Source organism: Flavobacterium sp. B114r, assembly GCF_056824125.1.
The window spans coordinates 4,896,102-4,922,911 of record NZ_CP124858.1 but is presented as its reverse complement, the minus strand read 5'-3'; the positions used below and the strand labels follow the sequence as shown (position 1 = coordinate 4,922,911).

Annotated in this window: 25 protein-coding genes; 10 read left to right on the top strand and 15 right to left on the bottom strand. The window is 35.6% G+C overall.

Annotated features, from left to right (window positions below; all coding sequences use genetic code 11):
• Positions 1 to 189: 189 nt before the first annotated feature.
• The gene (locus QLQ94_RS20545) at positions 190 to 486 is read right to left on the bottom strand and encodes a hypothetical protein (protein WP_271337349.1); all 297 of its coding nucleotides are present in this window, start codon (positions 484 to 486) and stop codon (positions 190 to 192) included.
• A 1,047-nt stretch (positions 487 to 1,533) separates the two neighbouring features.
• Between QLQ94_RS20545 and QLQ94_RS20540 the strand changes: the two genes are divergently transcribed.
• The 5 genes from QLQ94_RS20540 to QLQ94_RS20520 all read left to right on the top strand — a co-directional run bounded on the left by QLQ94_RS20540 (position 1,534) and on the right by QLQ94_RS20520 (position 7,576).
• Positions 1,534 to 1,971 (top strand): hypothetical protein, encoded by a 438-nt coding sequence (locus QLQ94_RS20540; RefSeq protein ID WP_271337350.1) that lies wholly within the window; start codon positions 1,534 to 1,536, stop codon positions 1,969 to 1,971.
• A 210-nt stretch (positions 1,972 to 2,181) separates the two neighbouring features.
• Positions 2,182 to 2,697 carry a hypothetical protein gene (locus tag QLQ94_RS20535; protein WP_271337351.1) on the top strand — a complete coding sequence of 172 codons (516 nt, stop codon included), beginning with the start codon at positions 2,182 to 2,184 and terminating at the stop codon, positions 2,695 to 2,697.
• Between the two features lie 188 nt (positions 2,698 to 2,885).
• Positions 2,886 to 3,545 (top strand): BON domain-containing protein, encoded by a 660-nt coding sequence (locus QLQ94_RS20530; RefSeq protein ID WP_271337352.1) that lies wholly within the window; start codon positions 2,886 to 2,888, stop codon positions 3,543 to 3,545.
• A 152-nt stretch (positions 3,546 to 3,697) separates the two neighbouring features.
• Positions 3,698 to 4,150, top strand: a complete 453-nt coding sequence (locus QLQ94_RS20525; RefSeq protein ID WP_271337353.1) for a response regulator — start codon at positions 3,698 to 3,700, stop codon at positions 4,148 to 4,150.
• Between the two features lie 54 nt (positions 4,151 to 4,204).
• Complete coding sequence (locus tag QLQ94_RS20520) at positions 4,205 to 7,576, top strand: CheR family methyltransferase (protein ID WP_271337354.1); 3,372 nt, start codon at positions 4,205 to 4,207, stop codon at positions 7,574 to 7,576.
• A 131-nt stretch (positions 7,577 to 7,707) separates the two neighbouring features.
• On the opposite strand, the gene QLQ94_RS20515 is transcribed toward QLQ94_RS20520, so the two are convergent.
• A complete protein-coding gene (locus QLQ94_RS20515) occupies positions 7,708 to 9,648 on the bottom strand; it encodes an oleate hydratase (RefSeq protein WP_271337355.1) in 1,941 nt (646 codons plus the stop codon).
• A 186-nt stretch (positions 9,649 to 9,834) separates the two neighbouring features.
• On the opposite strand from QLQ94_RS20515, the gene QLQ94_RS20510 reads away from it, so the two are divergent.
• The 4 genes from QLQ94_RS20510 (at position 9,835) to QLQ94_RS20495 (ending at position 12,725) form a co-directional block, all read left to right on the top strand.
• Positions 9,835 to 10,494, top strand: a complete 660-nt coding sequence (locus QLQ94_RS20510) for a BON domain-containing protein (RefSeq protein ID WP_271337356.1) — start codon at positions 9,835 to 9,837, stop codon at positions 10,492 to 10,494.
• Positions 10,495 to 10,628: 134 nt separating this feature from the next.
• Positions 10,629 to 10,895 carry a hypothetical protein gene (locus QLQ94_RS20505; protein ID WP_482498377.1) on the top strand — a complete coding sequence of 89 codons (267 nt, stop codon included), beginning with the start codon at positions 10,629 to 10,631 and terminating at the stop codon, positions 10,893 to 10,895.
• 222 nt (positions 10,896 to 11,117) lie between these two features.
• Positions 11,118 to 11,936, top strand: a complete 819-nt coding sequence (locus tag QLQ94_RS20500) for a DUF6920 family protein (RefSeq protein ID WP_271337358.1) — start codon at positions 11,118 to 11,120, stop codon at positions 11,934 to 11,936.
• Between the two features lie 45 nt (positions 11,937 to 11,981).
• The gene (locus QLQ94_RS20495; protein WP_271337359.1) at positions 11,982 to 12,725 is read left to right on the top strand and encodes a YoaK family protein; all 744 of its coding nucleotides are present in this window, start codon (positions 11,982 to 11,984) and stop codon (positions 12,723 to 12,725) included.
• On the opposite strand, the gene QLQ94_RS20490 is transcribed toward QLQ94_RS20495, so the two are convergent.
• From QLQ94_RS20490 to QLQ94_RS20455, 8 genes are all read right to left on the bottom strand, one after another.
• The gene (locus QLQ94_RS20490) at positions 12,718 to 13,767 is read right to left on the bottom strand and encodes an AI-2E family transporter (protein ID WP_271337360.1); all 1,050 of its coding nucleotides are present in this window, start codon (positions 13,765 to 13,767) and stop codon (positions 12,718 to 12,720) included. The two genes, QLQ94_RS20495 and QLQ94_RS20490, sit on opposite strands and share 8 nt — an antisense overlap.
• Positions 13,764 to 16,274 carry a cation-translocating P-type ATPase gene (locus QLQ94_RS20485; RefSeq protein WP_271337361.1) on the bottom strand — a complete coding sequence of 837 codons (2,511 nt, stop codon included), beginning with the start codon at positions 16,272 to 16,274 and terminating at the stop codon, positions 13,764 to 13,766. The genes QLQ94_RS20490 and QLQ94_RS20485 overlap by 4 nt, the downstream gene beginning before the upstream one ends.
• 14 nt (positions 16,275 to 16,288) lie before the next feature.
• Positions 16,289 to 17,098, bottom strand: a complete 810-nt coding sequence (locus QLQ94_RS20480; RefSeq protein ID WP_482498374.1) for a universal stress protein — start codon at positions 17,096 to 17,098, stop codon at positions 16,289 to 16,291.
• 76 nt (positions 17,099 to 17,174) lie between these two features.
• Positions 17,175 to 17,654 carry a hypothetical protein gene (locus QLQ94_RS20475; protein ID WP_271337363.1) on the bottom strand — a complete coding sequence of 160 codons (480 nt, stop codon included), beginning with the start codon at positions 17,652 to 17,654 and terminating at the stop codon, positions 17,175 to 17,177.
• A gap of 17 nt (positions 17,655 to 17,671) precedes the next feature.
• Positions 17,672 to 17,983 (bottom strand): hypothetical protein, encoded by a 312-nt coding sequence (locus QLQ94_RS20470; RefSeq protein WP_271337364.1) that lies wholly within the window; start codon positions 17,981 to 17,983, stop codon positions 17,672 to 17,674.
• 33 nt (positions 17,984 to 18,016) lie between these two features.
• Positions 18,017 to 18,676 (bottom strand): BON domain-containing protein, encoded by a 660-nt coding sequence (locus QLQ94_RS20465; protein ID WP_271337365.1) that lies wholly within the window; start codon positions 18,674 to 18,676, stop codon positions 18,017 to 18,019.
• Positions 18,677 to 18,781: 105 nt separating this feature from the next.
• Positions 18,782 to 19,771 (bottom strand): 2-hydroxyacid dehydrogenase, encoded by a 990-nt coding sequence (locus tag QLQ94_RS20460; protein WP_482498372.1) that lies wholly within the window; start codon positions 19,769 to 19,771, stop codon positions 18,782 to 18,784.
• A 10-nt stretch (positions 19,772 to 19,781) separates the two neighbouring features.
• Complete coding sequence (locus tag QLQ94_RS20455; RefSeq protein WP_271337367.1) at positions 19,782 to 20,465, bottom strand: DUF6629 family protein; 684 nt, start codon at positions 20,463 to 20,465, stop codon at positions 19,782 to 19,784.
• 292 nt (positions 20,466 to 20,757) lie between these two features.
• On the opposite strand from QLQ94_RS20455, the gene QLQ94_RS20450 reads away from it, so the two are divergent.
• Positions 20,758 to 21,360: a 2,3-bisphosphoglycerate-dependent phosphoglycerate mutase gene (locus QLQ94_RS20450; RefSeq protein WP_271337368.1), complete on the top strand. Its 603-nt coding sequence runs from the start codon at positions 20,758 to 20,760 to the stop codon at positions 21,358 to 21,360.
• 51 nt (positions 21,361 to 21,411) lie between these two features.
• Here the strand turns inward: QLQ94_RS20450 and QLQ94_RS20445 are convergent, their stop codons facing one another.
• The 5 genes from QLQ94_RS20445 to QLQ94_RS20425 all read right to left on the bottom strand — a co-directional run bounded on the left by QLQ94_RS20445 (position 21,412) and on the right by QLQ94_RS20425 (position 26,776).
• Positions 21,412 to 23,769, bottom strand: a complete 2,358-nt coding sequence (locus QLQ94_RS20445; protein ID WP_271337369.1) for a glycosyltransferase — start codon at positions 23,767 to 23,769, stop codon at positions 21,412 to 21,414.
• Positions 23,759 to 24,805 carry a glycoside hydrolase family 130 protein gene (locus QLQ94_RS20440; protein WP_271337370.1) on the bottom strand — a complete coding sequence of 349 codons (1,047 nt, stop codon included), beginning with the start codon at positions 24,803 to 24,805 and terminating at the stop codon, positions 23,759 to 23,761. Before QLQ94_RS20440 ends, QLQ94_RS20445 begins: the two co-directional genes overlap by 11 nt.
• Before the next feature lie 114 nt (positions 24,806 to 24,919).
• A complete protein-coding gene (locus tag QLQ94_RS20435; protein ID WP_271337371.1) occupies positions 24,920 to 25,588 on the bottom strand; it encodes a BON domain-containing protein in 669 nt (222 codons plus the stop codon).
• Between the two features lie 204 nt (positions 25,589 to 25,792).
• On the bottom strand, positions 25,793 to 26,185 hold the full coding sequence (locus QLQ94_RS20430) for a hypothetical protein (protein ID WP_271337372.1): 393 nt from the start codon (positions 26,183 to 26,185) through the stop codon (positions 25,793 to 25,795).
• 33 nt (positions 26,186 to 26,218) lie between these two features.
• Positions 26,219 to 26,776, bottom strand: a complete 558-nt coding sequence (locus QLQ94_RS20425) for a general stress protein (RefSeq protein WP_271337373.1) — start codon at positions 26,774 to 26,776, stop codon at positions 26,219 to 26,221.
• Positions 26,777 to 26,810 lie beyond the last annotated feature (34 nt).

Sequence of the window (26,810 nt, the reverse complement as noted above, 5' to 3'; positions counted from 1 at the left end):
CCTCTCGGCATTGCTCTTGATAGACCAGTCGCGGCAATTGTAAAAAGCCCTGCGATGAGTTTATTGCTTAGGGAAAACGCAATTATTTTAGTAAGCATAAGCTTGTTTTGTTAATCGCCGCTTTAAAAAATAAGCAATAGCAAAAACACGCGCCATTAGACGTGAGAGTTTTAAGCCGATAAAAAACGATTAACAGTCTCTGGGCGGCTGCCAGACAGAGGAAAGGGAAATAGATAAATAGGAGAAAGAATACGTATATAAATTTTGTTTTTTATACGTAAAATTTACTTTTTGCATGGTTTTGTATTCTTGTGTCAACGGATAAAATACAACAGAACTGATATTGGCGTGCGATTTAAAAGGCAGTTTCATATCCTTTACATAATCGGCATCAAATACATCTGGTCCCTGGTAGTGAATGCATAAAAACTCAAGAACAGTTAAATTAGGATTTTGTTCTTTATGTTCCATATAATGTTCTGCCATTACAGGCAGTTTTATGAGTTCGCCCAGCTGTGTTATAGACAGCAGGTAAACAGATAAAAATAATATGGACAGTTGTTTTTTCACAATTCAAATATAACTAATATTCTTATGATATTTTGAGGTAACTGGTTGTTTAGAAATGTTGTAAATAGTTAAGTCTTGCCAAAATACTTTTAAGTTTTACCTGCACAAAGATAAAAGGCTGTTTAAAAACAAAGGGCGATAAAGTTGTTACTGGAAGTTTTTTCCTACTCAGTAGAATGGTTCTAAATGTTAAATCTGATTGTTTTTTTACTTCAATTCACCCTAAATTAGCCATTGAATAAAGCAACTGTTAAAAAATGCCTTATTTTTTATTTATCAGCTGTTAATAGGATTTCATGTCCAATTGCATAGCATCACCCATAAACTTTTAGGAGCTTTTCCCGCTATACGTTGCAATCTTTTGCGTCGAATCCCGGCACAAAAGGATTTCCACTGCTATCGGGGCTAAGGGCTGTAGGCCCTATTTTGCGTTTGGAGAAATGTAAATTTGAATTCAATTGTTGTATTTCTAATTTACAGGTGGTGCAAAAAATAAAGTTTTTTTGTAAAATATTTTCTGGCTCTTATGTCTTATAAAAAAGGAAATGAAAACAAAAAATCACTAATCATTGATTAAAATTTTTTTAAGCAAAATAAGGCGCCAATTGTCTTTAATTGGTGCCATTTGGCTGTGGTGACAGGATATGCACAAATTTCTGTAAATTTTATGGACGATTTGAAGAGATTGGCTTACTACTGGTAGTGGCTGTATTTTGATGTCTTGAGTATTTTTATTTGGATGTCCTGTTGGGGATTATATGTTGTATATCACATATTAATTTGATAAATATCATTTTCGTAGACGTCTTTTTAATCTAATTTTATTCACGAAATAATCCTGTATTTTTTCAAGTCTTTGCAAGGTTTGGGCCTTATAATTAATTTTATGATGAACCTAAAATCTTCGGCTATAAATAGCATTTCAACACTATGTTTTACAGGAATAACTAAACAAATAAACAGATGAAAAAGAAGTTAAGTATGCTTGTTGTCACGGCTATACTTTTATACTCTTGCCAGCAAAAGGATTGGACAGGTTCAAATGAAAGTGGTATGGAGACAGATTCGTCTGAAATCTCTGGCATCAGTGATAGGATGGTTAGGAAGTGGTTTTTAATGAATAGGGAATCAGACAGTATAATGGCTTTGGCACAACAGACTATTAAGCAAAAGAGAACCGAAGTGGAAGCTCATCCGCCAGATGAGCGTGAGTATATTAATTCATGCATTGGAGAAGCTCAACAGCATCTTGATCAATTGAAGAAAAAAGTAAAATATATTAAAGGGTTTGCAATTCATATTGAAAAATATGATCCAGCTCTAAAGCATACAATTGACTCATTAAAAGAAGACTATCTTCAGGAAAAATATAAGTTAGAAGATTTATTAAAAGATCTCTGATACCTTTTCATCTGCATCATCTTCTATTATTAGAATATTACCGGTATTTATCATTTTTAAGGGTATATAAATTTATAAAGTTTTTTTAACTTATTTATAATTAGGGGATAAAGTATATGGAACAAGCATAAAACAATATATTAAATCCTGTTGAAAAATAATTTTCAACAGGATTTTTTTACAAGCTTTAAAACCTTAAAATTATTTTAAATGGAGAAAGACATTAGATATTTAGAATTTCTAGCCCTGAATTCTAAAGAAGTTATCGAAAAACAAGTAGACTCCTATCGTCAGCAGCATTCTTATGCAGGTACCATTATTGGTTTTACAGTATTGTTTATTCCTTTTTTCTTAAATAGTTTAGAGGGGGCTAATCAAAGTATTCAATTAATTACGATTATACCTATCGCATGTTTTATCAGTTCTATCCTTTTAATGCTCAGTATTTTTAGAAGTAAACCATTGGATCAGGCCTTATCTGTAACCAAGTATGAAGCCTTATTAAAGAAGTCGTATGAAGATATATTACTTTATGAAATTGAAGCAAACAAAGTTTCTTACATAAAAAACAATAAAGCAACGTTAAAAGCGAGTAAAAGGTACATGCAAGGAGTGGGTCTTACCACTTTTGCCATTCTTGTAGCTATTGTTCTTCTTTTATTGAATTCTTTTCTCTCGATAGAAAAAGTGCCCACAAAAGTTCAGGTTGTAAATACAACCAAATAATGGTATAAGTAAATAATTGTCCTTATTGCTTCAATATATTAAATGTTTCTTATCACTTTTTCGATTGACAGAAATCATTTTTTTTCAGCTCTATTTGTCTCAATTTTGCCTACCGATATAGAGATTATTATACTTATAAAAACAAGTATATCAATGCTTATTGTTGAAAAATATTAACGAAAAATCTAATGAAAAAAAGTAACGATGTTTTACGTAAAGAAGTTATGGAAGCTATAAATTGGGAACCTATTTTAGATTCTAATAAAATAGAGGTTAGTGTTCAAGATGGAATTGTTACTCTTGCAGGAACTGTAGATAATTATAATCAAAAAAAAGAAGCTGAACATACAATTAAGGATATATCAGGGGTTAGGGCCATTATAGATGACGTGAGGGTAGACCTTTCTTTTTCAGTAATTAAAAGTGATAAAGAGATTGCCAGTGCAGTTATTAAAGCATTAGAGCAAAAATGGGTTATACCTAATCACAGATTAAAAGTTACAGTCCAAGACGGATGGGTAACCCTTGATGGTATTTTGCATTGGAATTTCCAAAGGAAGGCCGCAGAGAATGCCATCCGAAATCTGGAAGGTGTAAGAGGAGTTATGGACAAAATAATTATTGAAGCTGAAATAAATAATGAACTGGAGAAACTGATTGTAGAGAAAGCGCTTAAGCGCAGCTGGATACTTGATATCGGTAATATTAAAGTTAGAGTTGATGGTAAAACGATTTTCCTTAGTGGTATAGTTAGTTCTCTTCTTCAGAAGGAAGAGGCAGAAAAGATAGCATGGAATACAACCGGAGTATGGCAAGTGGATAATAAACTTTTTGTAGAATTTGATTGATATGAAATCTAATGAGATTTATCGACGAAGATTTGCAAAGCAACAGAATTGCGCTGATCGGTGCCTGCTTAGGTTTTAATTTACAGTTAAAACAATAATAAACTGCTTAACGTTGATTAAAGCGTACATTTGAAATAATTGATAAACAACTAATGGATAATAAAGAAAATATACGGATTTTACTCACTGACGACGATCAGGATGACAGGGAATTTTTTGCAGATGCAGTAGCGGATCTTCATCTTAATGTGACTGTTGAATTTTGTATAAATGGACTTGAGCTTATAAATTATCTTTATGATAAAAATCGTATTATCCCTGACATCATATTTTTAGACCTTAATATGCCGATTATGTCAGGTTTTGAAACCCTGAAACAAATTAGAGAAGACATTTTATTTAAGGACATTCCTATTATTGCCATTTATTCCACTTCATCATCTCAAGAAGGTATTAAGAACACTTTTGGATCAGGTGCCAATGCCTATATCGTGAAGCCCACTGATTTTAACGAGTTAAAGAAACTCATAAGAAAAGTTATCGAAATGGATTGGAAAGAACAGCTGAAATATTCCAAATTAGAATCTTTTATTATTACGGTTTAATTAAACTCTTGCACTTTTGAGGTAACTTATTACAACAGAATTAAATTACAAGTAATGCAACATAAAAAAAACATCTTGCCCAAGGCTACACGCCAGGACTTTCCTATTGTTGGTATTGGAGCTTCGGCAGGAGGGCTTGAGGCTTTTACCCAGTTTATTGATGCTATCCCTGAAGACTCAGAAATGGCCTATGTCATTGTTCAGCACTTACATCCATTGCATGACAGTATACTTACAGAGCTTTTATCTCGCGTAGCCAGAATACCAATTATTGAAATTACCGACGATATTCATTTGGCCCCAAATACTATTTATGTTATTCCGGAAAACAAAATACTGACTTCTTTTGATGGAGTACTAAAACTAAGTCCACGTCTTAAAGATACTAAAAATCAGGCAATCGATATTTTTTTTAATTCATTGGCGGAGGTTCATCTTAATTTGGCCTGCGGAGTATTGCTCTCGGGAAATGGATCTGACGGGACACTTGGCTTGGGATCGATTAAGGAACACGGAGGCATAACTTTTGCTCAGGATATTGACGCTTCTTATAATGAAATGCCGCAAAATGCAATTAATGCCGGAGTTGTTGATTACGTATTATCACCAGTGAAAATAGTGGCGAAATTAATTGAGCTTTGTAATGCAAAAGCGATTGCCGGTGAAGATAATGAACTTAATGATGAGGCAGTATTTAATGAAATTATTAAAATTCTGCGTCACCACAGCGGGGTTGATTTTGCTTATTATAAACAAACTACGATACGCAGACGTATTGCCAGACGAATGGCATTAAATAAAATCGTCAATCTGAGGGATTATCTTAAAGTATTGAGAGGTGATAAATTGGCCTCTGAAGATTTATTTAACGATCTGCTTATACCGGTAACGGAATTTTTCAGGGATGTTAAAATTTTTCAGATGATGAGGGAAAAAGTTTTCCCTTTATTAGTGGGCAGGGTACCGGAAGGAAATGCAATACGAATCTGGATTGCAGGATGTTCTACCGGTGAAGAAGCTTACACGCTGGCTATTGCCCTTCATGAATTTTTGGGAGAAAATCTTCAGGGAAAAGAAATTCAGATTTTTGCTTCGGATATTTCAGAAGTTGCTATTGCCAAGGCTAGGGCTGGATTTTATAGAAAATCTCAAATGCGTAATGTTTCTGAAGCTACGCTTTCCAAGTATTTTACATCCAATACCAACGGTTATACTATTAAACGGCAAATTAGGGATTTATGCGTTTTTGCTGTTCATAATTTTTTGACAGATCCTCCATTTGCCAGAATGGATTTGATTACCTGCAGGAATGTTTTTATTTACATGGATGCATTTTTACAGAAAAAGTCTTTAAGTACATTCCATTATGCCTTAAAAGAAAACGGTTTTTTACTTTTAGGAAAATCAGAAACTGCTATTCCGGCCGTTGAACTTTTTCAGTCTTTTGATAAAGCCGGAAAAATATATACAAGAAAAGAGGTTTCAGCAAGATCAGTGCAATCTCGCTGGGGAGTAGGAACTAGTGACAAATTGAAAAGTTTTAAATCAGAACTTCCCAAAAAAGAAATCGTAAAAGAAGATTTTATAAAAAGTGCAGAATTAATTTTACTTTCGAATTATAGACCAGTAAGTGTCATAGTAAATGAACAGGTGGATATTTTACATATTATTGGAGATATTACTGATTTTATTAAATTTTCACAGGGCAAGCCTACTTTTAATTTGCTGAAAATGGTTCGAGAAGGATTGGCTTTTGAACTTCGTAATGCCTTGCATAAATCTAAAGAAACAGGATCGCTTGTAAAAAAAGAAGCAATACAGGTTAAAAGGAAAGAAGTTATAAGTGAAGTTACAATCGAAGTACAGCCGCTGCCAGATACTTCAGAGCCCTATTTCCTAATATTGTTTTATAAAACAAACAATATCCAACCAGTGATATCCCCAAACAATATGACGGACGAAGAAATCCGTAATGATGTCAATTTAAAAAGGATCGCACAGCTTGAAAAAGAATTGGAAAAAATACGAAATGACGTAAATGCGATTAGTGAAGAACAGGAAGCTTCGAATGAAGAACTGCAGAGGGCTAATGAGGAATTATTAAGCGGAAGCGAGGAATTGCAAAGCCTGAACGAAGAATTGGAAACTTCTAAAGAAGAATTACAATCCAGCAATGAAGAACTATCGCAGATCAATCAGGAACTATTAAACAAGCAACAGGAAATTAATATTGCAAAAAATTATACAGAAGCAATAGTGGCAACTCTTCGTGAACCTATAGTTGTTTTGGATAACAAGCTTAGAATAAAAAACATCAACAGGGCATTTTCTGAAAAATATAATATTACCAAAGAAGAGGCAGCAGACAGGCTCATATATGAAATTCAAAATCATCTTTTTGATGATATTCAAATGCGCGCCATGCTAGAAAAAGTACTTCAGCAAAAAACACAACTTGATGATTATCAGATAGCGGTAAATCTTTTGCCTTACGGCGAAAGTATTCTGCTTCTAAATGCCAGACAAGTCACTTATGAAACCAGTAAAAAACAATTAATTCTGCTGGCTATTGAAGATATTACCGAACGCAGGAAGATTGAAAAGAAATTACAGGCAATGTCCGATGGTTTAGAAGTTAAAGTTCAGGAACGTACGGTAGACCTGCTCACGTCCAATAAGGAGTTGGAAAACTCTGTAAAAAACCTGCATACAGCCAATGAACAGTTGCAGGAATACGCTTATGTGGCCAGTCATGACCTGCAGGAGCCATTGCGTAAAATATTGATGTTTATCAGCAGGCTTTTAGGAATGGAGGAAAAAATTTCTGATCCGGCTCTTTTGCTGCTTGAAAAAATCAGCAAATCATCTATTAGGATGAATACGCTTATTAAAGATTTATTGGCCTATTCTTATCTTGACAATCCCGATAGGCAATTTAAAGCCACTGATTTGAATACGGTTATCGACAATATTTTAATTGATTTTGAGTTGCTGATTCAGGAACGCAATTTTAAAATAAAAGTGGGTCATTTACCCGTTATCAATGCAATTCCGCTTCAAATGAATCAGCTTTTTTATAATTTAATCAGTAACGCCATTAAGTTTTATAAAAAAGACAATTCAATTTCTAAAATAGAGATAAGTTCCAAAAAACTGACTTTAAAACAAGTTAAAACATATCCGGATCTGGATCCAGGTTTAGCATATTGTGAGATCATAATAAAAGACAATGGCATTGGATTTAATCAGCAATATGAAAATAAGATTTTCACTATTTTTCAAAGACTTCACAATAATGAAGTGTATATAGGTACTGGTATTGGACTATCAATTGGAAAAAAAATAGTAGAAAATCACAAGGGAATTATTTTCTCTAAAGCCGAAGAAAATATTGGCGCGGAATTTCATATCATATTGCCTATCTAGATCTTTTTCGATTGAGAAGAGAAGCAGTTATATTAGCATGAAAAACGGAAGTAGGATTTACTTAATTATGTAAATCCTACTTCCGTTTTTGATAAATGTTAAGATTGCAAAATAAAATCTTAAAGTAGGTATTACTCTTTTACACCTGTGAGCCAATCTTTAAATTTGCTTACCTGTTCTGTTAAAAAAGACTCGTGTTCTTCATCTTCCTCTACATTTGGCGGTAAGATATGTTCGAAGTAAGTTCCTTTGAGAACTTTTCTTAATATGCCTTCTCCTAAAAAGGACTTATTGTCATTGAGTGTTTTTGCTGCTTTAAACAAATGGCGGATATCATATTGCAGAGGATTGATATCAGGTACCTGTTTGTTGAGATTCAATAATTCATAAACAGCTATTCTCGCAGTTCTTACCGAACTTTCCATCGTGAAAACCACATCATTATTTGTTTCTACAAACTGACCTATTAGTCCCAGATTTTTGCATCCTTCAGGAACAACCCTTGGACGATCACCTTTTGCCCTTGGCATAAACATCGAAGTAATATAAGGCATGAAGGCCGTACGTATAATCGTGTTTTGGATCACATTATCCAACTGATCGATGATCCCGGTATGATAACACAATTCGGCAAGGATTTCGTCTCCGGTACACTCAGGCATTGTCTTTTTAATGTAATTTCCTTCTTTGTCCATAAACAATGCATATACCCAAAGTACCAGAATATCATCCGGCTGTTCAGGAAAATGGGGCTGTCTGTTACAGGTAAAACTCATTAGCCAGCTTGAATCTGTAATGGTGACAATTCCTCCTGTAGCCGTTTTTCCGGAGTAAGGATCATTCACACAATATTCACTAAGTTTCTCCACGAGTGCGGAAGGCCTGCAGGTTAAGGTCACTGATTCCCAGGATGATTTTTCGATATTGCTGCAGAATTTTTCAGGTTTGCCAAAAACCTCTGATTTAGTGGCAAGATTCTTCCATAGTTTCCATCCACCGCTTTTTCCGCTGGTTTGATTATCAATTGTAATAACAGGAGCTTTTTTGTTGTCGCCATAGAAAGTGTCTTCGGTCATTGATCCAGTAGTTACAATCACATAATCTTCTTTTCCAATCGGTATTTTTAGTTCTTTGCCATCCCTTTCTGCGATAATTCCCTTCACTAGTTTCCCATCAGTATTGATAAGAATATCCAAATCGTTTATCAGTGTATTAAATTCAATGGTGACACCCTTCTCTTGTAGAAAGTTACGCAGTGGTGTTACAAAAGTGTCATATTGGTTGTATTTGGGAAATACCAAAGATGAAAAATCATTCAAGCCGTCAATAGCATGCAGGAAACGGTGCATATACAATTTTAGTTCAAGCAGACTGTGCCAGTTTTCAAAGGCAAACATAGTACGCCAGAACGTCCAGAAATTACTGCTTAAAAAGGATTCACTAAAATAATCTTCAATAGTTAAATCGTCCAGTTCTTCCTTTTTCTTTAGTAAAAGTTTAATGATGGCCAACTGGTCTTTTTTGTTGAGGCGAAATTTGCTGAAGTCTTTTATTTCTCCTTTGTTATGGATAAGGCGTGCTTTGGAATAATTGGAGTCATTATCATTAATAAGACGGTATTCATCCAAAACGCTGTAAGGAGCAGGCATTTCAAGGGCCGGAATATCCTGGAACATATCCCAAAGGTTTTCATAAGTCATATCCATTTCCCTGCCGCCTCTTATGATATAGCCGTCTTTGACATTACCGGCACCATCAAGAGATCCGCCATCAATATGAAGTTGTTCTAGAAATATAATATTTTTGGCTGGAATCTGCCCGTCGCGAATAAAGTAATAAGCTGTTGCCATACCGGCGATACCACTGCCTATAATATAAACTTTACTGTCTTTATACGATTTTAGGGGAATCCCTATATTGCGTTGATAGTTTCCAATCTGATCCGAAAACGGCATTGATTTTTCAGGTGTATTGCGCTGCTGCTCTTTACTGGAATCAGGTTCATGGTTTACATTTCTGTTTTCAGTTTTGGCATTTAGAACTTTATCAAATTTAACTGTATTTTCTTTCATTGTTATTATTTTAAGAATCAAATAAAGTTAGGTATTCTCTTAACTGTCAAAATGTTTCTTATCACTTTTTAGATTGACAGAAATCATTTTTTTTTAGACCTGTTTTTTTCACTTTTGCTTATTGATCACTGAATGTAAGAAGTAAACCAATGACTTTTACAGATCATTACCTAAATAAAAGATCTAATGAAAAAAAGTAATGAAGTTTTATGTAAAGAAGTAATTGAGGCTATCAAATGGCAGCCTCTCTTGCAGCCCAATAAAATAGATGTTAGCGTACAAGAGGGTATTGTGACACTTGAAGGAAGCATCGAGAACTATGCTCAAAAAAGGGAAGCTGAGGAGACCGTTAAACACATTTCCGGGGTAAAGGCAGTTGTCGATGATGTCAAGGTTGATTTATCTCCGGCAGCAAGCAAAAATGATACAGATATTGCCAGTTCAGTTGTCAAGGCACTACAGGATAACTGGGCTGTTCCCGATCATAGATTAAGAGTTGAAGTAGAACAAGGCTGGGTAACTCTTGAGGGGATTTTACATTGGAATTTTCAAAGAAAAGCTGCCGATAACGCTATTCGTTATCTGGAAGGAGTGAGAGGAGTAATTGATAAGATAAAGATTGAAGCGGAAGTAAAAAATGAACTAGGGCAAGAGATTGTTGAGAAAGCGCTCAGTCGCAGCTGGATTTTGGATATTGACAATATTAAAGTTAGAGTTGATGGCAAAACGATATTCCTTAGCGGTTTTGTGAGTTCACTTTTTCAGAAAGAAGAAGCAGAAAGGATAGCATGGAATACTCCTGGGGTATGGTATGTTGATAATGAACTTGTGGTGGAGCCTGATTGATATGCTGTCTAAAGTTTGCAATCAATCATATTGAACTTAGGTATAAGTGAGATATAAAGTTTTTATAATGTTAAGCGTTTTGGAATTTAAGTATTGACAAATAAAAACATAAGACAGTTAAACGAGATAACGTGATGAAAAAAGTAGCGCAAAATACACATCGTGCACTTCTCTTATTTTTGGGACTTACTGCTATGATTGGTGGTGGCGCATTAATTATTTCACCATCAGGGAAACTTCTTGGAGGACTGCCGCTATCTATTTTAGAAAACTCACCATTCACTGATTTCCTGATTCCCGGGATTATTCTGTTTTCCGTTTTCCGTTTTAGGCTTTTTCCCAGTTTTAATAGTAATGGCTTTATTCAAAAGACCTTTCATTCCGTTTGCAGAACATTTTAATCTTTTTAAAGACATGTACTGGGCTTGGACTTTTAGCATTTATATCGCTTTCGCGCTCATTATTTGGATACAGGTGGAAACCTTTTTTGTACAGGGAGTTGGTTGGTTGCAAATGTTTTATATGCTGTATGCCATTGCTATGCTTATTGTTGCCTTATTGCCGTATACAAGAAATAATTACACAAAAAACTTCACCTGCCAACCTAACAAAAATAGCAAACAATGATACTTTTACTAATCATTATTGGAGTATTACTGCTGGTGATACTTCTGGGAAAAATAACGATGTATTTAAAATTTAAAAATCAGGTCAAGCTGTTATACTCAAATGCATTGAATATATCTGATAAAACTTATAGTATAGGTCAGTTAGATGGCTTGCCCATACCAGTACAGCGTTATTTTAAATATGTACTCAAAGACGGAATGCCCTATATAAGTTCAGTTAGATTAAAACATAAGGGTCTATTCAAAACCAATTTAAAAAGTGGGTTCATCAATATTACGGGCGAGCAATATTTTTCTGTTCAAAAACCACAATTTATATGGAAAGGCTCAACGCTAATCTTTACCGCAAGAGACAGTTTCATTGCCGACAAGGGAAATTTAAAAGTTTCATTATTCAATATTTTTACAGTGGTTGACGGCAAAGGCAGCGAAATTAGTGAAGGCGAGATGCAGCGCTGGCTGGCCGAAAGCGTTTGGTTTCCAACAAATTTACTTCCTTCAGAGAATGTAACATGGATCGCCATAGATGAAAATTTGGCAAAATTATCATTCCGATATAAAGAAATCTCATTTGATTTTATCGTTACATTTAATACTGTGGGTGAAATTGTTACAATGGAAACCCAACGCTTCATGACCAATAAAAGGGAACCATGGCTTTGCAAAATGGAAAATTATAAAGAAATTAATGGAGTGAAAATCCCTTTTTCGGCACAGGTAGTCTGGAAATTGAAAGCAGGAGATTACACATACGCAAAGTTTCAAGTCACAGAAATAAAATACAACCAAAATATTTCTAAAACAATAGCATAGTTAAAGAATAATTGGAATTAAAGGATTGTAAAATACTAAAAGAGAATGTTCAAACATCACGGAAATAAAAGAAATTTAAGACACAATCTAAAAATAGCCTCTTTATTATCGTTTGTTGCCGGACTGGTCAATGTCGCTGGTTTTCTGGCAGTTCAAAAACTGACTACAAATGTTACAGGACATTTTGCCTTTTTTGTAGATGAGGTTTTTAAGCTCAATTTCAAACAGGGATTTATATACTTTTTATATATTTTCTTCTTTTTTCTGGGTTCTTTTTTCTCCAGTCTGCTTGTAGAGTTTCTTTTGCGAAGAAATGAAAAATACAGTTATATAATTCCAACAGCAATTGAAAGTGCTATTTTATTTGGGATTGCAGTCTTTGGGGAGAATTTAATTATAGATAATCCTGACTTTATAGCCTATACGTTACTCTTTGCCATGGGGCTGCAAAATTCTTTAGTAACAAAAATTTCCAATGCCACAGTGAGAACAACACACTTAACGGGGCTTTTTACAGACCTTGGAATCGAATTATCCCAACTGTTTTTTTATCACGAAGAACTCTTTCGAAAAAAACTGTTTGTATCGATCAAGTTACGAATGACCATTATTAGCTTTTTCTTTTTTGGTGGCATTATTGGCGGCATTTTTTATTCGAATATGGGATTGCATGTTTTACTCATTGGAGTTGTCGCTTTGCTTTTAGGACTTTTATATGACAGGATTCGTTTTAATGCTGTTTTACTCGAAAGAAAGTACAGGCGTCTCATACAATTTAAAGTCAAATAATTTTAGGATGGACAACAGGCTTAATGGTACCTATTAAAAACCCGTATGGTTTTAAGGCAGGTATATGATCACAAACAATTTTGAGTAGTGCCGTAAGGGGAATAGCCAGAACAAGTCCGGGTATGCCCCAGAGCAATTCTCCAAGTACCAATGCAATAATGGTAAAAAGAGGATTTATTTTTACTTGTGGTCCCATAATCAAGGGTTCAAAGAACCAGGTTTGAACAAGTTGTATGATCCCATAACTCAGTACAATTCCAGCAAGTATTATAGGGTGGGCGCCATTAATAGCCGCAAAAATGACGGTCAGTATAGTTCCTGTAATATTGCCTATGTAGGGAACGATTTCAAGCAAACCACATAATACCGCAAAGAAAACAGCATTTTCAATTCCTATGATGCTAAAGGCAATGCCATACATAATCCAAAGCAGACCAATCATCTTGGAGAGGCCTATTAAATATTGATAGGAAATATGTGCAGCGCTGTAGAGTATATTTTTCATTTCTGGCTTTTGCGCTGCGGGTGTAATTTTCAATAGAAAATTTTTGATATGATCTCTGTAAAGCAGTAAAAATAAAAAATAGGCCATCACAAGAATAAAGGTGGTCAAACAATAAGCTACAGACCCAAAAATTGCCTGCAGGATATTAGAGTAGGAGGGTTGTTCATTTTTAAGGATTTCAAATTGCTCGTCTATCGAAATGTTTAGATGATTAAAAATGTATTTCTGGAGATGGGCTACAGATTCTATTGACTTTTGCTTGATAAAAGCTATATCCGTTAAAAGCTCCGAAATTTTTAAACCTAAAACAGCAATCAGAATAAAAATTACCGACAAAAAGGTCAGCAGGCAAAAGAATATGGAAATACTTCTTGTCATTTTTTTGCTTTCCATCCATTTGCACAAAGGCAGAAATAAGGTTGCTAAAATACCACCGATGCAAAGTGGCATCAGAAGATCTTTAGCAAAATATAGTCCTGTAAAAATTAAAAATAATACAAGCAGCTTTTTTATCATTGTAGTGAGTGACAGGATCATGGTTTAAATTCTTTGAAATTTCGTTTCCATACTTTAACTAATTCGTACCAAATCACAGCCAGAAAACCAACTCCAATTGCCATACACAGCGAAAGGAGATCAAGGCGTTCAAATGCAAAGAATGTTGCAAATGGTTTGATGTAAAGCAGCATTGCGGTAATGAAAATGGTAATACTTATAATTAATGGAACTAAATTATTTTTGTAGCGTAAAGTGGTAAAAATGGAATAATAAAAAGAGCGGTTCATTAATGTCAAAAAGATATTAGCGGTTACCAGTACAATAAAAACCATAGTACGCGTATGCTGCTCGTCATAACCGCTATAGATAGAATATTGATAAGTAAATAGTGTACCAATAGTGATTACTAATCCCTGAACAATACTGGTAGAGAGTTCCCTCCAATTGAAAAATGTTGAAGTAAAAGGTCTTGGCTGCTGTGCCATTGTGTTTTTTTCCATTGGTTCATTCTCATAGACAATAGAGCAGGTGGGACCCATCACCAATTCTAAAAAGATAATATGGATGGGAGAAAATATATTTGGATATCGCCAGCCCAGCGCCAGTGGAATAAAAACGGTAAATATGATCGGTATATGGATTGAAATAATAAACTGGATTGATTTTTTGATGTTAGCATAAATCTTTCTTCCCATGGCAATAGCATGCACCATTTTTGATAGATCATCATTGACCAGAATAAGTGAAGCTGCCTGTTTGGCAATTTCAGTTCCTTTTTTACCCATTGCAATTCCGATATGAGCCGCTTTTAACGCTGGCCCATCATTTACACCATCACCGGTCATGGCAACAATTTCCTTATTAGATTTCAGGGCATTGATGATTTTGAGTTTAGCCTCAGGAAACATTCGGGTGAATAAAGTAGTATCCCTGACACATTTTTTGAGTTCTTTTTTGTTAAGTTTCATCAGCTCATCTCCGGAGATGCTTTTTTCGTATCCCTTAAAACCGATCTGTTTTGCGATGGATGAAGTAGTCAGGGCATTGTCACCGGTGATGATCTTTACGTCTATGCCGGCTTTATAAAAATGCTGTAAAACGAGTTTAATATTTTTTTTCGGAGGATCATAAAAGGCTAATAGTCCAATAAATTCAAATTTAAATTCCTGTTGTGTTTTAGGGTAATGCTCAGAAGTCTGATGCGTTTCGCCCACTGCCAGAACTCGGTAACCGTCCCGGGATAATTCCTGGATTGCTTTTAGAATTATTTTTTTCTGGTTTATGGTAAGTTCTGATATTTCCATTAACGCTTCTGCGCCTCCTTTAGCGGCAATGATCTTACTGCCTGATTTATTTTCAAAAACATGCGTCATCATAGGCGGTTTTCCCGACAAAGGGTACTCATGTACCAATTGAAAATAAGGTCTCTGATCTTTTTCAGTAATCTCTGCATAGGTTTCATGAAGAGCGATTTCCATCGGGTCAAAAGCTATGGGTTCGCTTGCCCACATCGACAGGCTAATTAGCTTTTTCTCATCGTCAGATAATGAAGACTCCAAATCGGTAATTTTCTCTGATTTTAAAGAAAAAATCTTAGCCAGACTCATTTTGTTTTCGGTAATAGTTCCTGTTTTATCAATACAAATCACCGTAGCACTTCCTAATGTTTCGACGGTTTTCATTTGTTTGACAATGATGCCTTCTTTCATCATCCGCCAGGCGCCAATAGCCATAAAGGTGGTAAAAGCGATCGGGATTTCTTCGGGAAGGATGCTCATGGCAAGTGTTAGGGCTTTTAGCAGACTGTCGAATATCTTAAAGGAATGAAAGTAGTTGATTCCCCATACAATCAAAAAAACTACGGCTCCGGCAATAGCCATTTTTTTTACGAAATTACCAATCTGAATTTCCAGAGGTGTTTTTTCTTCTTTTATTCCCTCAAGGCTTTTGCCTATTTTACCCAGTTTGGTTTCGGTGCCAATGGCAGTGACCGCTGCAATGGCTAATCCGCCTACAACAGTCGTTCCCTGATAAATTGTATTGTCTTTGGCCTCTTTGTCTTTATTGACGGCCATGGATTCTCCGGTAAGGATCGATTCATTAACAGAAAAGTCATTGGAATGTAAAATGATTCCATCGGCAGCAATTAAAACGCCTTCTTCTACCAAAAGACTGTCACCAATAACTATCTCTTCTGTTTTTATTTCTACAGAATCGCCATTTCTTATGACTTTGCATTTGGGTTTGGTGAAATTTTTCAACTGCTCCAAAGCATTACGGCTTCTCGCATTCTGATACGATGAAATAGCTGCAATCAAAACTATTGCTGAGGCTAAAAAGAAACCATCGGCCGTTTTTCCGCTGATAAAATAAATACTCGATGCAACCAATAATAGGATCATCATGGGTTCCTTGATCATTCGGATCATCGCAGCCGTATAACGGTTTGTTTTTTTATACGATGATACGTTTTGGCCGTATTTTTTCCTGGCCGCAAGTACTTGTGCAGTGGTTAAACCAGCTGTATTAAATTTGTTTGTAGTCATTATTTAACTATTTTTTACTTTCTAAAAACAAGTATAGGAGTATGGGTGTCAAAACCAAATTCCTTGGTTTTACTCGAAAGAAAATGGCGTTCAAACCAGTCGCGGTTTTGTTTGGTAAACATTACAACAATTGAGGGTCTTATTGTTCTGATATCTACTTCTAAATGATTGAGCAGGGAATATTCGATATTTAATTTTTTAAAATTAAAAGAGACTTTATCTGATTGGTAGTTTTGGGCTATCTTATTGAAATTTTCCTTGAAATTACCCTGATCCAATAATTCGTTGTAATGATACAATGCCACATCTGCAGCAAAAAGGGCTGCAAATTTTTTAACAAAAGGCAGTTCCACACCTAGTTTTACAAGATCTGAGGCGTATAATAAAAGCTGTATTGTCTTCATGCGATAGTTATAAGGAATAACCAAAAGCGGAATAGGGGAAGTAGTAATCAATTTTGTGGCAGTAGTGCCTATCAATTGATTAAATATCCCTGGGCCGGAGGTATTGATACAAATAAAATCGACATGGCATTTTTGTGCATATGCTATAATGGCCTGATCTACGTGAGTATGGTTCTCTGTTACAAATTCCACCTTACCAGGTTCTTTTTTGGTTGTTTTGTAAATGGATAATATGAATTTTTTAAGTTTATAATCCTGCGTGGTTTTTTTATAATAGTTGTCGATATTATCCTCAAAGGTTTTGGTGTTTACGCTATAGAATATGAGTTCGCAGGGAGTCTGAGCGGCAAATTGAATCGCAAATCGTATCCCTGCCCTTGAGATATTTGAGAAGTCTGTAGTAACGAGTAATTTTTTCATTGTATTTGTTTTTAAACTGAAATCGTTGTTTGGAGGTTTATCTAAAAAAAATCAGCAATTTTAGATGATGATTGTCTTATTTTAGTTTCATTTCATTAAGCTTCAGATCTAGTTTTTTCCATTTTGTTTTATCCAAGTGAAGGGTATCAATATCTGTTGTCCATTCCATAAAAGGTGCTAAACGGTAAATGCCCACAACACGTTTTTTGTAGCCAAATGCAAATCGGTCTCCGCGAAGTTGATAATTAATTGTTTTAGCCGGATTCCCGATATTGCTGTAAAGCACTGTTTGTGTTTTCCAGTCTCCCCCCCAGGTAAAAAAAGCTTTTAATCCGCATAGGATTCCAATGGTTAAAAACACTGAAATAATGGACCAGTTGGTTTGGAGTTTTTTAAAGAATTGTCCAATAGCGATGACCAGTGATGAGGCTGCAAAAAACAAAAAAAAGAAATGTACCCGGTAATCATTGATATGAAACTGGGTATATTGGTTAAGTAGAATGATACTTATCGAGATTACAAAAATGACAGCAATGGAGGGGTTCAGTTTTTTCATCTTTAGTATAGGATTTGTTATTTATGAATGTCATTTACTCTACACATAAAATCTGCTGTTGCAGGATCAGCTGCAGTTCCGTAACCATCCACAAGAGTACCTTTTTCATCAGTATTGGTTTCAATGGCATACATGATCGAAGAGTCCTCAGGATTTGATTCGCCTTCAAAACGATAGAAATGGGTTATTTTTATCTGATCAGGCGTAAAGTGATGATCTGTCTTGAGTGAAACCAGACTTTTTCCGTTCACTTCAAATTGGGATGTAAATCCCAGGTTTTCTATTTCAGCCAGTACAGTGACCAGACTGTCCATGTTTACTTTTTCCATAATTCATATTTTTTTTGCAGGGAATGTTTCAGACTATTGTTCAAGGTCTTCATATAAGTTGTTTTTAACTTCAAGTACGCCAAGGGCTTTCCATGCCAGGCGGCTTGCTTCATTTTTTTGAAACCAGGATTCAACATTCCCTTTTAAAGTAACAGAATTGTCCAATACCTCAACTTTAATAGCTATATTTCCAATAATTTTGTTTCGTTCTATAGCATTCTCGATATCTTTTTTGTTGATTCGGTCTTTGGATAAAGAGATAATCATTATGTTATTGATGATCCCCTTGACGCCAATGAGAACGCTAACTGCTTTTTTAGCCTCTTCTTTTTGGTAGTTCCATTCCAGGGATCCGGTAAGGGTTACCCAGCCATTTTCGACTTTTACTTGAACCCTTTCATGTGGAATGTCCCAATGCCATTTGAAAGCGTTTATAATTTCGGCAGCAATTTCGTTATCTGATTTTTGAGTTTTGTCGTTTAGTACAACTTCAATTTTTTCTACTACGACTTTTACGCCCGATACATTTTTAGCAGCTCTTTCGGCTTCTTCTTTTTTGGCATAACTATTTACCGAACCTGTCAGGGTTACAATTCCATCGAAAGCGGCAACTCCAATTTCTGCTGCTGATAACAGGGGTTCCCAATTGATGGCTTCTATCACTTTTCGCTGTAATTCTTCGTTCGTTTTCATTTGCTAATAGATTTATTGAAGCAAAGTTGAGCCAAATGGTAGTATTTAGAAATGATCGTCGACATTCTAAAAACTGATTGTAGTTACATATCGTGATGAAATGTATTAGTTGATTTTATTTTCCAAATGAACATCATTTTCAAAATTGGAAAAATTTTCGATTGTAATACGCGCTATTTCACTCAATGCTTCATATGTAAAAAAGGCCTGGTGAGGTGTAATCAGTACATTGTTAAAAGACATGAGCCTTTCAATGAGATCATCCTTTATTACGGCAGCTGACAAGTCCTTGAAAAATATTTTTTCCTCACCCTCATAAACATCAATACCCAGATAACCAATAATTCTTTTTTTAAGAGCAATTATGGCATCTGATGTGTTAATGAGCGCACCCCGGCTAGTGTTAATGAGCATCATACCAGGTTTCATTTTTGAGAATGCTTTTTTATTAAAAAGGTGTCTTGTCTTTGGAGTAAGGGGACAATGTATGGAAATGATATCAGAGTTTTCAAGGAGTTTGTCAAAGGTATTATAATGAACACCTTTGCGGATCAGGACTTTGGATTCAATAAGATCAAAGGCTATTATTTTGCATCCAAAACCCAGCATAATTTTGCAAAATACGGCACCAATTTTTCCGGTACCTACCACACCTATAGTTTTTCCGTCAAGGTTAAAACCCATTAGGTTCTGCAAAGAGAAATTATTTTCCCTCACTCTATTGTAGGCTTTGTGGGTTTTACGGTCCAGCGTTAAAATAAGGGCTACAGCATGCTCGGCAATAGCCTGTGGAGAATAAGCAGGAACTCGCATTATGGTAATTTTACTCTTTAAAGCTGCTTTGATATCTACATTGTCGTATCCCGCACTTCGAAGAGCGATTAGTTTTATTCCGGACTTAGACAGTTTTACAATAACAGCCGTATCTATAATATCGGTAAGCTGTATGCAAACGGCATCAAAAGCAGTAACCAGATACACGGTTTGTGTATTTAGTGCCATTTCAAAAAATGTCAGCTGATGCCTGTTTTCCTTATTGTAGTTGTTCAGATATTCTCTTTCGTAATATTTGGTGCTAAATACAGCTACTTTCATACTATTTTTTTTAGTTCTGTTCTATGGCTTTTTTTAGGTATATTTCTTCACGATGACTGATTCTTATTTCTGACATAATCAGGTATACCGATAAACTAATGACAGAAGCAAAAAAGCACCATACCGATACGAGATAACTTTCATAAAAAACAGTTGTAACGATATAGGATATTAAAACCATAACTCCCAACCACCACATGCGTCTGATGTGCGAAAAGAATGGGGGAAGAATTGTAGCGATGATATAAAGCAATCCACCCATTACCCGAAAGGGTTCCGGATAAGTCTGAATATAGGCTATGTGATAACAATCAATCTCAGATCTGATATTAAAATGGAGCAAACAGTAAGTAAGGTATAGGGAAACCGCTATTCCAATTGCTACAAGTAGTCTTTGTGTCTTTTTCCTTGTTTTTTCTTTTTCCAACAGCAGTATGGCAACCGGAACCCAGACGGGCCAGATTATTTGTGCGATAATCAGATAAAAATAAGTGATCCCGGTTTGCAGGTAGGACCACTTTTCATTGGGAATGGACAGCCATAAAAAACCTTCAGAAAACTGCTGTATGGCAAATATAAAGGGGATTAAGGCAAACATCCTTTGTGAGCGATGCTGTACTTTTTTTATGGAAGAAACCCCAATAATTGTAAGAACAATCCCGGCACTGAAACTTGCTGTAGCAGAAAAACACATAAATTACTAGTTTAAGGTCTAGGACTTGGTTTAGTTGGTGTAACTCTTCTGCCTATAGTATCCAAAAGAATAGTAGCTGTTAAAGCGGCCAATGCGATAAGTGCGAATATTGTTTTCATGATTATAATTTTAGAAAGATTAAATTTTATAAGATTTAGTTTTCAAATCTGTTCAGCAAATTTGACACAAAGCAGCCAGTAGTGAAATGATCATCAACATTGTAATAAGTGATCTGGAACACTTTTTCAGGCTATTTTTACCTTAGCTTTGAGACTGGTTTTAAAGAAAAAAAATGGCACTATTAATCTTTGTCAGACATGGACAATCTCTTTATAATTTAGAGAACCGTTTTACAGGAATCCTGGATATTCCGCTCACTGACCTGGGAAAAGAACAGGCGAAGCTGGCAGGTCAAAAACTGATCGGTTATGTTTTTGATATGGCCTATACTTCTATGCTTATAAGGGCACAGGAAAGCCTGCAGATTATCCTGCGTGAAATGCACGTGACGATTCCCATTGTAAAAAATAAAGCTTTTAATGAGCGGATGTACGGCACTTTGCAAGGACTCAACAAAGATGAAACAGCGCAAAAGTATGGTTTGGCCCAGGTGGATATCTGGAGAAGAAGTTATGATATATGTCCTCCCGGAGGAGAAAGCCTGCTCGATACCTACAACCGTGTAGTCCCTTATTATAAAACAGAAATAGAACCAAAATTAAAAATGGGTCAAAATGTTTTAATAGTAGCCCATGGCAACAGTTTAAGATCCCTGATGATGTACCTTGAAAACATCAATCCGCTTGACATTGTCAAGGTAAATATCCCCACAGGTCAGCCACGAGTATATGAATTTAATACAAAATTAGAGCTCTCGGGAGTGAAGTATCTTTAAATCATTAGATTGATCAGATTTGTTTTCCTGCCACTATTTTTGGATAATGATTTATATGTTTACGGCAATAGGCTCTGAAAGCTTGATTTTGCTTGTATTTTCATAAAGGACCTCTTTTTTAGCAGTAAATTTTTCCATCGTTAAACGGGCCATTAAATAACTTACTGTAGATTCTGCACCCTGATTGAGATTAATATAATTTTCTTCCAGGCCATCATAACATCCTCCGGTGCATTGATTATAGATTATCTTGTGCAAATGGTTGTTGCCTAAAAACCAGGTAAAGGCAGTTTCTATTTTTTCCAGATAGGATGAATTTTTAAAAACGGTATTGAATCTCTCAAGGGCAAGAATAGTATAGGCAACATCAATAGGTTGTTCTCCGCCTATGGTTTCTTTATTTTGCCTGCTCGAGTCAAGCCATCCTTTATTGGATATTACCTTGATGTTATTCTCGGTAAAAATACAGGATAAAAGAAAATCAAAGGATTCTTTGGCAACTTCCCTATACTGATATTCGCCCGTGGCTAAATAGGCACAAAGAAGTGCTTCTGGCAGTATACTGTTGCCATAAGTCAGGTAGCTTTCAAACCATTTCCAGTTTGATTTACATTCGTGCCTGTACATTTTTACCAATCGATTCGAAAGCAGTTTTATAAGTGTAATATTTTCAAAATCTACAGCATTTTTGTTGCGATAATAAACTCCTTTAATTATAAATGCCATTGCCCTTGTTGAATAAATTGTATTTACTTTTTGTAAAGCTAAATCCATGGTCTTTGCAGCATCTGCTGTAAATCCGACAGGTAAAATATTCGAAAGAGACAGCATGAAACCCAGAGACCAGATTGCTCTTCCGTTAGAATCCTCCAGGTTTTCACTATTTTGTTTGGTAAATTCTTCCTCTTTGCTGACATAGTTCAAAAAACTCCCATTTTGCTGCAGACAAAATTTGATAAACCTGTAATATTTTTCAATGAGTTCTAAATCCTCAGGCTCTCTTTTCAATTCATAATGCTGGCAAATGGCTACCAATGCACGTGCGTTGTCATCTAAAGTATAACCCGTATCGATATCAGGATGGTTAATTACTGAAAATTGTATCATGGCAAATGGAGTGGTTAAATTTTTGAAATGACTCAGATTTATTTCAGGAATTTTATAATGCAATGCTATTTTTTCGGCTATAATTTTTTTAAATAATCCTGCATGTGCAATTGCGGAATTCTCCCATGCCGTTGGTGCCATTTTGTGTATACCATTGGCTGAAATATTTTTACGTAATTGTGGATTTTTTAAAAGCCTTAGAACTTCTTCAGCCAATTGGATCGTATTTTCAAATTCTATAATAACTCCCATTCCATCCTCAAGCACTTCAAGTGCATGCGGAATGGGGGTAGATATAATAGGACACCCGCAGCTTATAGCATATGAAAAAGTGCCGCTTACAGCCTGATGCGGATCATTGGAAGTAAAAAGATAAATATCAGTAAGCTGCAGATATTCGAGTAATTCCTCTAAAGGCAAATAGGCATTAATGAATTTTACGTGTGCCTGCAGCCCTAAGATTTCGACTCTTTTTTTTAGAAAATCCCTGTATTTTTCACCTTCTTGCCTAATCACTGATGGGTGTGTTTTGCCAATAATCAGAAATAAAATATCAGGATTTTGGCTTGCGATAACAGGTAAAGCATCCAGCGTGGTTTCAATCGATTTACCAGAACTCAAGAGTCCGAAAGTAGAGATGATTTTTCTTCCTGAAAGCCCGTATTTTTCTTTTAAAATTTCTTTATCACCATGTTTTACCAAATGTGTTCCATGGGCAATAACCGTAATTTTTCCCCTGTCAATGCCATAAACACTCTCCAGCAATGCAGCAGATCTTTGGGTCATGACAATAAATCCGTCGATAAGAGTATCCATTTCGATAATATTTCTTTTCATATCTCCATTGGGGTGAGGCAGAACAGTATGAAGAACAATTAAAACAGGTTTTATCGAAGCGCTTAAGAATTTAATCAAATCTGTCTCATTATTTTTAAAGAGCCCGAATTCATGTTGTATTAAAATTAGTTTTACTGCTTTATCGGTATTGCAGTGCTCAGAAAGCTTCAGATAGGAATCAGGGGAGTCCGTTTTAAGAATTCGATCTACCGCATCCCCATAAGTATAGCTGTCATTGATAGATTCCAGAGCAGCGACCTTTATGTTAAAAGAGTGCTCAAATTTATTGTTTAAAGCAGCAATTAAATCTTCAGAATAGGTTGCAATACCGCATTCCCGGGCAGGAAATGATGTGATAAATAAAATTTCAGGAGTTTTAAATTCTTTTTGATTCTCTGAAATAATGGTATTATTTTTATTTGCCCATAGGCTAATACTTTTGCGAAGCGGAGTCTTAATTATCATTTTTTTTAGTATTAAGCATTAATTCATTAACCAGACCTGATAAGCTGACCGATACGCAGGCTATTTGTTCATCTGCGGCACCATAATAAATATATAAAGTATCACTAAAGACAACTGTTCCGGTGGGGAAACACACATTATTTACTGCTCCTTCCAATTCCCAATCTTTTTTTGGGCTAAAAAGAGGATAGGGCAGACGTGCTATTTCAATCTGAGGGTTATCAAGATCCACTAAAGCGGCACAGGCTGAATATACATATCCATCAATGCTGTCCTTGACCCCATGGTAAATAATAAGCCATCCCTTTGGTGTTTCTATCGGCGGACATCCGCCGCCTACATAACTGGATTCATGATCGTATTTTGGTGAGAGTAAAATATGGTCATTAAAATTCATGAAGTAATTATTATAGAACGCAGCTGTCAGGTCCTCAAGTGATGTAACAGCAACAATAATCTGGATTTCCGGTTTAATGCGGTGCATAAAACAGAATTTGCCGTTTATTTTCCGGGGAAAGAAAATAACGTTTTTATCCCATATGAGTATTCTTTTACCATCTTGTTCGACCATTCCATTGTGTTGGTTGTATCTGAAATATTTGCTGTTGTTTAAAATTTTAGCGTTTGTCAATTCATTAAACTGGGCATAGGTAATGGTGGGCACAATTATTCCTTTTTTTTCAAAATGGATTAAATCTTTAGAAACGGCCAGACAGCCCAAGGCATTTACGCCATCAAAAGCGGTATAGGTGAGATAATATATTTCTTCGATGTTTACTATTCTTGGATCTTCTAATCCGTGACTTTCATAGTCAAATTCAGCAGTAATTATAGGCACAGTGTTTCGCTGGATAACGCGCAAGGGGCCCTCTAGTTTACAATAACCTATAGTTGAATAATTGCCATGGCTCACGGCCCGATAAAAAAGATGAACTGCATCTCCTTTTTTGATAACAGCCGGATTCATTACCCCTTCATCTTCAAATGCAAGTTCGGTTTTCTCTAGTATAATTCCTTCTCTTTTTATTGATATCATAATGCTCATTTAAGTGTTTAAAGGATCTTCTGACACTAATTGTTTAATTTACAGGTCAATCAGGCTCAAACTTAAAATAAAAATAGAGGACGTTGCCCTCTATTTTTTTAACCTTTATAATAAGGCATAATCATATTCCACAACAAGGTCATTGTCAATGGACCAGATCCCCGGAGTTTTCCAGACGATTTTCTCAGCTTGATCTTTTTGGTAAACAGAATCAACAAAACCGGTTAATTTTACATTGGTGCCATTTACAGTAACTGTAATATCTTTAGCGTTAAGTGACCAGCTTCTTGCGAGCGCTTTTTCGACATCTTTTTTTTCAATGGCATCCTTGATGTCGGATTTAATTTTGATTTCATTGGTCACTCCTTTAACTCCAGGAAGGAAGCTGATAGCAGTCTTGGCATCTTGTCTCTGAAAATTCCAGGTTAGTTCGCCCTCAAGGGTAACCCATCCGTCTTCTACTTTTACCTTAAGACGGTCTTCAGCTACGGCCCAATTGTCTTTCAAGGCTTTTAATACTTCATGGGCAATATCATTGTCTGTTTTGGTAAAGGTATTAGAGTATTTGATTTCTATTTCCTCAACAACGGCCTTTACCCCGGATACATTTTTGGCCGCATTTTCAGCTTCCTTTTTCTTAAAATATCCGTCTACAATGCCCGTAAGGGTTACGACACCATCTTTTACAGTTACTCCAATTTCTGCGGCATGTAAAAGCGGTTCCCATTTGATAGCATTTTGAACGTCTTTTTGTAATTCTTCGTTGGTTTTCATAATGTATGTATTTAAAAATTTATAATTTTTTTGTAATTAATGCCCCTTGAAAAAGTTTTATCCAGGGTAATAGTTAGGCTTACGCATCAGATTGGAAATACAATTCCCAGATAATATCGAATGCTCTGGTATAAGGCAATGGTTTTGATTACAATTCCATTTTGCAGGGTATAGCAGTTTATTTTAAAAAGTATATTTTCCATCTCAACTATTTTTAAAGTCAAACTTTTTAAAATGGTCGTGAACAAAAACCTCTTGCTCCTGAAGATTCATTTTTGGCGTATTTTCGGCTTCTATTTTGATTTTGATAAAACTGTTGTCTTTTTGCAAGAAGTGCAGTAATTCAGTTTTTGCCGTAGTAGGACCAAATAAAACGATTTCATTGTAGCCAATGGCGAGCGTCGCAATTTTCTTAAAATATGACCTTTGTTTATCCTGCTCTTTATGGTGCATTTCACTTTCGCTTCTTTGCAGGGTTTCATGTTTATCCTGAATATCAAATTCAGAGATTATAGTCTCACTCTCTTTATCGGTAAAATCGATCAAATTGGCGGAGGCATGATCCAGGTAAATTCCTAATTGATTTATAGTTTTCATTTTTTTAAGGTATAAGTTTTAATGTTTTCTTTCTTATTGCATTGCCGCGGCTTCAATTTCCTCAGCAGAAATGGATTCTTCGTTTTTCACACCGTTTTCTTTTGGGACATGAAGCCTCAGCACTTTTCGGGCATTTTCAATATTGATTTTGTTTCCGTGTGCCAAGAGCATAAATTTGCCTGCCTTTATTTCTGTTTCATATTTTAGCACTTCATCGTTTGGAATACCCAAACTAACTAAGGCAGCTGCAATAACACTGGTACCACCCAGTAAGGCTGCACCTTCTAGAGCCCCAATAATAGCTGAAACAAGCGGCCCGGCAACAAGTAGAGGCCCAAGTCCGGGAATAAAAAAGAAAGCAGATCCAAATAGTAAACCCCAGAAGCCTCCCCAAAAGGCTCCAAAACTTCCCCATTTTTTCATTCGATCTCCTACGGTGTAGTAACCTGTTACAGTTTCGTCAGTATGGTAGTCTGTTCCTATTATGGATAGTTTGGTCATATCGAATCCGCTTTTTTCGAGCTTTTTAATAGCTGTTTCCGCCTTTTGATGCGTGGCATAAAAGGCGACTAATGTATTTGTGTTTTTCATATTGATAGTTTTTAATGAGTTATTTTATAAACAC